Source organism: Pseudomonas sp. BF-B-15 (genome assembly GCF_019946675.1).
Lineage (GTDB): Bacteria > Pseudomonadota > Gammaproteobacteria > Pseudomonadales > Pseudomonadaceae > Aquipseudomonas > Aquipseudomonas migulae.
Genome location: NZ_JAGYFZ010000160.1, coordinates 1 through 8,118 on the forward strand (window position 1 = coordinate 1; position 8,118 = coordinate 8,118).

Annotated in this window: 8 protein-coding genes and 1 pseudogene; 4 read left to right on the forward strand and 5 right to left on the reverse strand. The window is 60.7% G+C overall.

Translation table 11 applies throughout. From position 1 onward, the window contains the following. Window positions 1-35 precede the first annotated feature (35 nt). The 4 genes from KGA97_RS28255 to KGA97_RS28270 all read right to left on the reverse strand — a co-directional run bounded on the left by KGA97_RS28255 (window position 36) and on the right by KGA97_RS28270 (window position 2,787). Window positions 36-1,334, reverse strand: a complete 1,299-nt coding sequence (locus tag KGA97_RS28255; RefSeq protein ID WP_192227994.1) for an NAD(P)/FAD-dependent oxidoreductase — start codon at window positions 1,332-1,334, stop codon at window positions 36-38. Between the two features lie 60 nt (window positions 1,335-1,394). Then, window positions 1,395-1,568: a DUF3094 domain-containing protein gene (locus KGA97_RS28260; RefSeq protein WP_008028730.1), complete on the reverse strand. Its 174-nt coding sequence runs from the start codon at window positions 1,566-1,568 to the stop codon at window positions 1,395-1,397. Window positions 1,569-1,636: 68 nt separating this feature from the next. Then, window positions 1,637-2,164, reverse strand: a complete 528-nt coding sequence (locus KGA97_RS28265; RefSeq protein WP_008028728.1) for an MOSC domain-containing protein — start codon at window positions 2,162-2,164, stop codon at window positions 1,637-1,639. Then, entirely contained in the window at window positions 2,161-2,787 is a 627-nt protein-coding gene (locus KGA97_RS28270; protein ID WP_032828736.1) for a DUF1780 domain-containing protein, read from the reverse strand. Before KGA97_RS28270 ends, KGA97_RS28265 begins: the two co-directional genes overlap by 4 nt. Window positions 2,788-3,021: 234 nt before the next feature. Between KGA97_RS28270 and KGA97_RS28275 the strand changes: the two genes are divergently transcribed. The 4 genes and pseudogenes from KGA97_RS28275 to KGA97_RS29720 all read left to right on the forward strand — a co-directional run. Continuing rightward, on the forward strand, window positions 3,022-4,389 hold the full coding sequence (locus KGA97_RS28275; RefSeq protein WP_223481904.1) for an MFS transporter: 1,368 nt from the start codon (window positions 3,022-3,024) through the stop codon (window positions 4,387-4,389). After that, complete coding sequence (locus KGA97_RS28280; protein ID WP_223481905.1) at window positions 4,386-5,591, forward strand: benzoate/H(+) symporter BenE family transporter; 1,206 nt, start codon at window positions 4,386-4,388, stop codon at window positions 5,589-5,591. Before KGA97_RS28275 ends, KGA97_RS28280 begins: the two co-directional genes overlap by 4 nt. 17 nt (window positions 5,592-5,608) lie before the next feature. After that, window positions 5,609-6,877: an OprD family porin gene (locus KGA97_RS28285; protein ID WP_223481906.1), complete on the forward strand. Its 1,269-nt coding sequence runs from the start codon at window positions 5,609-5,611 to the stop codon at window positions 6,875-6,877. Window positions 6,878-7,119: 242 nt separating this feature from the next. Beyond that, window positions 7,120-7,521: pseudogene (locus tag KGA97_RS29720) on the forward strand (methyl-accepting chemotaxis protein); the annotation flags it as partial. Between the two features lie 9 nt (window positions 7,522-7,530). On the opposite strand, the gene KGA97_RS28295 reads toward KGA97_RS29720, so the two are convergent. Continuing rightward, window positions 7,531-7,770, reverse strand: a complete 240-nt coding sequence (locus KGA97_RS28295) for a DUF2790 domain-containing protein (protein WP_008028718.1) — start codon at window positions 7,768-7,770, stop codon at window positions 7,531-7,533. Between the last annotated feature and the right edge of the window lie 348 nt (window positions 7,771-8,118).

Genomic DNA, 8,118 nt, shown 5'->3' on the forward strand with positions numbered 1-8,118 from the left:
ATCGCGAGCAGGCTCGCTCCCACAAGGGATGTATATCAGTGAAGTTTCAGGCGCGGCTCAGTCCCGCGACCAATCTTGCTGCCCAGCATCAACATCGCCGTGCGGAACGCGCCATACAGCGCCATCTGGTGCATGCGGTACAGCGACACATAAAACATCCGCGCCAACCAACCCTCAAGCATCACGCTGCCGGTCAGGTTGCCCATCAAGTTACCCACAGCCGAAAAACGCGACAGCGAAATCAACGAGCCGTAATCGGTGTACTTGTACACAGGCAAAGCCTTGCCCTCGATCCGCAGCTTCAGCGATTTGGCCAGCAACGACGCCTGCTGATGTGCAGCCTGGGCGCGCGGCGGCACATTGCGATCGGTGCCCGGTTGCGGGCAGGCCGCGCAGTCACCGAAGGCGAAGATGTTCTCGTCGCGGGTGGTTTGCAGGGTCGGCAGCACTTGCAGCTGGTTGATGCGGTTGGTTTCCAGACCGTCGATGTCCTTGAGGAAACCCGGCGCACGAATCCCGGCGGCCCAGACTTTCAGGCTGGCGTTGATCACTTTGCCGTCGGCGGTGATCAGGCTGTCGGCGGTCACTTCGCTAACGGCCGCGTTGGTCATGACATTGACCCCGAGTTTCTCCAGGGTTTTATGTACAGGCCCGCCAATGCGTTCCGGCAATGCTGGCAGCACCCGTGGACCGGCTTCGATCAAGGTGATGTGCATGTTCTCCGGTTTGATCCGGTCCAGACCGTAAGCCGCCAGCTCATGCGCGGCGTTGTGCAGTTCGGCGGCCAGCTCGACGCCCGTGGCGCCAGCGCCGACGATGGCCACGCTGATCCGCTGCACCACATCCGTCTGCCCGGCGTGCGCGCGCAAGTAATGGTTGAGCAGTTGCTGGTGGAAACGCTCGGCCTGTTTGCGTGTGTCGAGGAACAGGCAATGTTGCGCCGCGCCCTGGGTGCCGAAATCGTTGGTGGTGCTGCCGACGGCGATCACCAGCGAGTCGTACGGCACTTCACGCGCCGGCACCAGTTCCAGGCCGGCTTCGTCATAGGTGGCGGCCAGCTGGATTTTCTTCTGTGCCCGATCAAGCCCGCTCATGCGCCCCAGCTGGAACTCGAAGTGGTTCCATTTTGCCTGGGCAACATAGTTGAGTTCGTCTTCGGAAGAGTTCAGGGAACCGGCTGCCACTTCATGCAACAGCGGTTTCCAGATGTGGGTCAGGTTCGCGTCGACCAGCATCACACTGGCCGTGCCGCGCTTGCCCAGAGTCTTACCCAGACGGGTAGCCAACTCCAGACCGCCGGCGCCGCCGCCAACGATGACAATACGATGAGTCATGGGGATATCTCGCAAGGCTAAAAGAAATCGGTGCAATTACCCGAGCGAGCGCGATGCAGCTCATAGCGTCAGGTAACTGATAAATCGGCTCAACAGGCCCAGGCCAATAGTCACTGCCAGCACCACCACCAGGAGCATCCACGGCCGGAAAGGCCGGCGCTCGACTCGGTGCTGGGACAGGTGCAGGTACTCTTCGACATGCTTTTGGTCGTCGGGGTTCAGGCGGCTGGTCATATCGGGCCTCGTCAGGGGTAGACGTTGCTGAATGTGGGGAAGCTACATGCGGGCGGCGGTGTAACACATCAGCCCGCATTGAACGGAGCATAGCCGCTCGCTGGAACAGGCTCGACGCTGACCGTATCGTCCAGGCGAATGATTCCACTTTGTAACACTCGGGCGGTGATTCCGCCATGTCCGCGAACGGCCTGAAAGGTGCCAGGACCGAGGTTGTTTTGCAGGCGCGCGCAGGGCTGACACCAACCGGTGGTTTCGAAAATTGCCTGGCCGATTTTGAAACGGCGACCCTTGAGGCTGAACAGGTTGATCCCACTGATAACGAGGTTGCGCCGCAAATCATTAGGCAACAGCGGATTATCTTCCGAGCGGCCCATCAGCGAGTTGATCACCGCCAGATGCTCCCACTGAATCAGCGTCACCTGCCGCGCATTGCGCACACCGGGGCGGGCGCGATCGCCGGTCAACCCGGCCTCGAGTCGTGCCTCCACGGCCTCCAGTTCGATCATCGGCACGTGTGGCTGCGGACGCACGCCGATCCAGCGTACGCGGCCGGTTTGCGGGACTTCAGCGATCAGTTCCTGCAATGGACTCACAGGCTGATCCCGACATCGAAGACGATGCTGCGACCGAGGTTGCTGCGCAGGAAATCCGGAGCGTCGGGATGCGCAAATAAAACACGGGCGAAGGTCGGCCCCACCAGCGACAACGAGCGCCAACCCTGGCGCAAGTATTCGGTGGGCGGCGGGAAATGGCTATTGAGGTCGAGCACTTCGCGCTTGAGGCTGGCGAAGGCGATGATGTCCAGTTCGCCCAGGTCCATGCCGCGCTCTTTGTAGTTGTGCGCTTTTTTGCGCAAGGTCGGCGCCAGTCTCAGTAGGAATTCATTGGCCGGAATGCGCCTGGGTTTGGCTTCGCGACGCACCAGCGAACTCAGCGAAAACGCACTGCGTCGGCGTTGCAGTTCATCGCGCCACTCATCGTTGAGACGCCGGCCCTCGTCGAGCACGAAAAACACTTCGAAATTCGCCTCGCGAAACAGCACGTCCGGCGGCTCCCCGGCAGGCGCGAATTCGTCGGTGCGGTAAGGAATGTTCAGCCCTTGCAGCAGGCGCTGGCACACCCAACGCTCACGCTCCCATTTGCGGGCATTGGAAAGAAACGCGTTGGCTTGCTCGGCCGCAATGGTCAGCAGGCGTAAGTAATCTGAGTCATCCATAGGCCCAAGCTTAGCGTTCAAATGCGTTCGCAAAGAAGACAGTTTGTCGGAGAAGAGCAAAAGCCTGTCACGCCATTGCCCCATCCTGCGCCCGTTTCAGGGCCCTGCACAAAACGGATAGCGATCTGCGCAAAGCGGATATTGCCCCGCGCCTGGCAGCTTTACCCTCGGCTTTACGGGACGTTAGCCGCTTTACCGACGTTCTGAATAAAACAACAACAAGAGATGAATGCCATGCGCAAGATCGACGTACATGAGGTTATCGACAACGCTCGATTCAACCGCTTCCACTGGATGGTGCTGTTCTGGTGTGCCCTGATCATCATTTTCGACGGTTACGATCTGGTGATTTACGGCGTGGTGTTGCCGATGCTGATGAAGGAGTGGGGGCTCAGTCCCTTGCAGGCCGGCGCGCTGGGAAGTTACGCATTGTTTGGAATGATGTTCGGCGCGCTGTTTTTCGGCCCGCTCTCGGACAAGATCGGCCGCAAGAAAGCCATCACGATCTGCGTGATGCTCTTCAGCGGTTTTACCGTGCTCAACGGTTTTGCCCGCAACCCCACCGAGTTCGGCCTGTGCCGGTTCATCGCCGGCCTGGGCATTGGCGGGGTGATGCCCAACGTCGTGGCGCTGATGAACGAGTACGCGCCGAAGAAAATCCGCAGCACGCTGGTGGCGATCATGTTCAGCGGCTACTCCGTGGGCGGCATGCTCTCGGCGGGACTGGGCATCGTGCTGATCCCGAGCTTCGGCTGGCAGTCGGTGTTTTACGTCGCGGTGCTGCCGTTGGTGTTGTTGCCGCTGATCATGTACTTCCTGCCCGAGTCGGTGGGTTTCATGCTGCGTCAGGGACGCAATGAAGAGGCGCGCGCCATTCTTCAACGGGTCGATCCGGCGTACGTCGCGCAGTCCGGCGATCAACTGCACATGAGCGAAGTGAAGGGCACCGGCACCCCCGTGCTGCAACTGTTTCGCGAGGGGCGCGCACTGCGCACGCTGATGTTGTGGCTGGCGTTTTTCTGCTGCTTGCTGATGGTCTACGCCTTGAGTTCCTGGCTGCCGAAACTGATGGCCAACGCCGGTTACAGCCTGGGTTCGAGCCTGTCGTTCCTGCTGGTGCTCAACTTCGGCGCCATTTTCGGTGCGGTCGGGGGCGGCGTGCTGGGTGACAAACTGAACCTGCCACGAGTGTTGGCGGTGTTCTTCGCCGTGGCCGCCGTGTCGATCACCTTGCTCGGTTTCAACAGCCCGATGCCGCTGCTGTACTTGCTGATAGCCATCGCCGGCGCCACCACCATCGGCTCGCAGATTCTGTTGTACGCCTGCGCCGCGCAGTTCTACTTCATGACCATTCGGTCCACCGGTCTGGGCTGGGCCTCGGGCATCGGACGCAACGGCGCGATTGTCGGGCCGCTGCTGGGCGGTGCATTGCTCGGGATCAGCCTGCCGCTGCAACTCAACTTCATGGCGTTTGCCTTGCCCGGCGCGGTGGCCGCGATTGCCATGACCGTGTTTGCGATCAGCAGTCAGCGCAGTCACAGGCAAGCGCTGTCGGGCCTGCGCAACGGTTCGCCAGACGGGTCTGTCGGCGAAGCTTCATGAAAACGTTTGTCCGGGATTTTTCCCTGTCGGCGGCCGTCGCCGGATTTATCGCCACGGTGATTTCCTATGCCGGCCCGTTGGTGATTATTTTCCAGGCGGCCGAGACCGCACACCTGTCGCGGGAAGTGTTGTCGTCGTGGGTCTGGGCGATTTCCATTGGCAGCGCGGTGCTCGGCATTGGTTTGAGCCTGCGTTACCGCGTACCGGTGATCATCGCGTGGTCGGCGCCGGGCTCGGCATTGTTGGTGGCGCTGCTGCCGGGGATCTCGATGCCGGAGGCGGTGGGCGCGTACCTGGTCAGCAGCCTGATCATTTTCCTGGTCGGGGTGTCGGGGGCGTTTGACCGGATCATCGGCAAACTGCCGGCGGCTGTTGCGGCGGCGATGCTGGCGGGGATTCTGTTCAGTTTCGGCACCGGGTTGTTTGTCTCGTTGCAGGGCAAACCGTTGCTGGTGCTGGCGATGTTTGCCACGTACCTGATCTGCAAACGGCTGATGCCGCGTTATGCGGTGGTGATGGTGCTGCTGGTGGGCTGCTCGATGGCGTTTCTCGGCGGTGATTTGCACAGCGAAGCGCTGGTGATCGGGTTGGCCACACCGGTGTGGATCACGCCCGTGTTCAGCCTCAGCGCGACGCTGAACATTGCCTTGCCGCTGGTGATGGTGGCGCTGACCGGCCAGTTCGTGCCCGGCATGGCGGTGCTGCGGGCCAGCGGTTACGCGACGCCGTCCGGCCCGATCATCGCCAGCAGTGCGTTGGGCACGGCGCTGTTGGCACCGTTCGGTTGCCACGGGCTGAATCTGGCGGCGATCACCGCAGCCATTTGTACCGGTCGCGAGGCCCATGAAAATCCTGGCAAGCGCTACGTGGCCGGGGTGGTCGGCGGGCTGTGTTACCTGCTGCTGGGCATCTTCGGCGCCACCCTGGTTTCGCTGTTTTCGGCATTCCCCAAAGAGCTGATCGCGGCGTTGGCCGGGCTGGCGCTGTTCGCCGCGATTGCCGGGGCACTGGCCGGCGCAATGGCGGTGCCGAGTGATCGCGAAGCCGCGCTGGTGACCTTTCTCACCACCGCTTCGGGCATGTCGTTGTTGGGTTTGTCCGCGGCTTTTTGGGGACTGATTTTCGGCATGGTCACCCATGTGTTGTTAAACGCCCGTCGCGAAAGCGTGGCGGCTGAAGCACTTCCAACTGTCGATCAATAAAAATAAGAGAAAAAACGATGAAACAGATTCTTCCAACAACCGGTTCCGTGTTGTCCATGGCGCTCGTCTCGGGTTTCTCCACCGGTACGATGGCGGCAGAGGGCGGCTTTATCGAAGACACCACGGCCACCTTGCAGGCACGCAATTACTACTTCAGCCGGGACTTCTCCGACATCGTCGGGGCGAACAAACAATCGAAGGCCGAAGAGTGGGCGCAGGGCTTCATTCTTAACGTCAAATCCGGCTACACCCAGGGCCCCGTCGGGTTTGGTGTGGATGTGATCGGCCTGCTCGGCCTCAAACTCGACAGCAGCCCGGATCGGGTCAATACCGGTTTGCTGCCGGTCAAGGATGACGGGCGCGCGGCAGATGATTACAGCCGTCTCGAAGCTGCCCTGAAGGTGCGTTACTCCAAAACCGAGCTGAAGGTCGGGGAGTTGCAACCCAACCTGCCAGTGCTGGCGTTCAGTGATATCCGCCTGCTGCCGCCCAGTTATCAAGGTGCAAGCATCAGCTCCAGTGAGATCAATGGCCTGACTTTGCAAGGCGGTCACTTGAACACGACCAGCCTGCGCAACGAGGCGGGCGACGAAAAAATGCAGGCCATGCTCGGCCACGTGCCGCAGCGCCAGGTCAGCAGTGATGGCTTCAACTTTGCCGGCGCCGATTACGCCTTCAACGATAAACGCAGCTCGGTCAGCGCCTGGTTCGGGCAACTGGAAGATATCTACAACCAGCGTTTTCTCGGTCTCAAGCACAGCCAGCCGATGGGTGACTGGACCCTGGGCGCCAACCTTGGTTATTACGATTCGCGCGAAGACGGCAAGAAGCTGTTGGGCAACATCGATAACCAGGCGTTCTTCTCGCTGCTGTCGGCCAAGCGCGGTGGTCACACGTTTTATGTCGGTTATCAGGGGATGTTCGGTGACAGCGCATTCCCGCGTGTCTTCGCCAACATCTCACCGCTGGGCAACGAGGTGCCGACCTACGAGTTTGCCTTTACCGACGAACGCTCCTGGCAGGCGCGTTATGACTACGACTTCGCCGCCCTCGGTGTGCCGGGGCTGACCAGCACCGTGCGTTACATTTCCGGTAATAACGTCGACACAGGGCAAGGGTTCGAGGGCAAGGATCGCGAGCGTGATCTCGACCTCGGCTACGTGCTGCAAAACGGCAGCCTCAAAGGCCTCGGGATTCGCGTGCGCAACGTGATGGCCCGTTCCAACTACCGCAGTGACATCGACGAAAACCGCCTGATCCTCAGTTACACCTGGACGCTGCTATGACCCTTGAAAAAGAACAACCGCCTTACAACATCGGCTTGCAGAACAAGCTGGAGCAATTGACCGAGTCGGTGCTGCAAACCGAGGAAGACATGCGCTTTGCCAATCAACTGGCGCGCACGGCCGGCGATCGGGTCAAGGCGAGTGCGCAGAGCATGCAGTCTTCGGCCAGTGTGCTGGAGGACCTGAACCTCTACATGCAGCGTCTGGATCAGGTGTTTGATGAGCTCGGCAGTCAGTCGATGCGCATCGGTGCGATTGTCGGCAGCATCCAGGACATCGCCCGTCAGACCAATTTGCTGGCGCTCAACGCGGCAATCGAGGCGGCGAGGGCGGGCAGTCATGGCCGAGGGTTTGCGGTGGTCGCCGATGAAGTGCGCAATCTCTCGCGTCAGGCTGCGGACTCCAGTGCGCAGATTCGGCAAATCGCCACGGGGCTGGAGCAGTCGGCGGAGCATGCACGTCAGGGGATTCAGCAGTTATCCGGCTCCACCCGTCTGGGGCTGGAAAAGGCTGGAGTGGCTTTGCATTCGATGGGTGAATTGCAAAGCGGTGCGGTGGCCAGGGTCGAGGTGGTCGAACGGATCATGGCGCGTTTGGCCGGCCTGCATGATTTGGCGTTGCAGGCGAAACGGCTGATCGTGTGATGCCAGGTGTTACAGGTTGCTTGTGCAGTTGCCCATGACTTGGTAGGTCACGCGATGGGTCTGGCCCTGATGGTCGATGTAGACCATGGTTGCCGGCACGACGTCGCAGGCGGTTGCGGTGTCGGTCACGGAAACCACCTTGGCGATGTCCAGCGGTTGCGCCGGGTCGTACGGGGTGGCGGCGGGCTCACTGGCGGCCATGGCTGAGGTGGCGATCAGGGTCAGAAACAGGGTGCTCAGGGTTTTCATTTTTGTGTGCTCGGTGTTGGTTTTGATGCTTGAAGTTTAGTCCTTGGTGGTGATGGATAAAGGGGGCTGGGGCTGATTCAGCTTTGCAGGAAACGTAACAATGGGGGCATATCCGTTTCTTCGGTGAGGGCGGCTATTGGTTTCGCTCTTACAGCGAGTCACTTTGGAAAAGCCCCAAAGTAACCAAAGGGCTCTTGCCCCTTTCGTTCGGTGCCTCGCCTAGGCTCGGCATGCCCTCGCTCCGGTCCTGCTCCGTGGGCCCGCCGCGATCGGCCATCCCTGGCCGTGCGCGGCTAACCCGGCATCCATGCCGGGTTGCCCACTGCGCAGAACCTGCGCTCGGCCTCT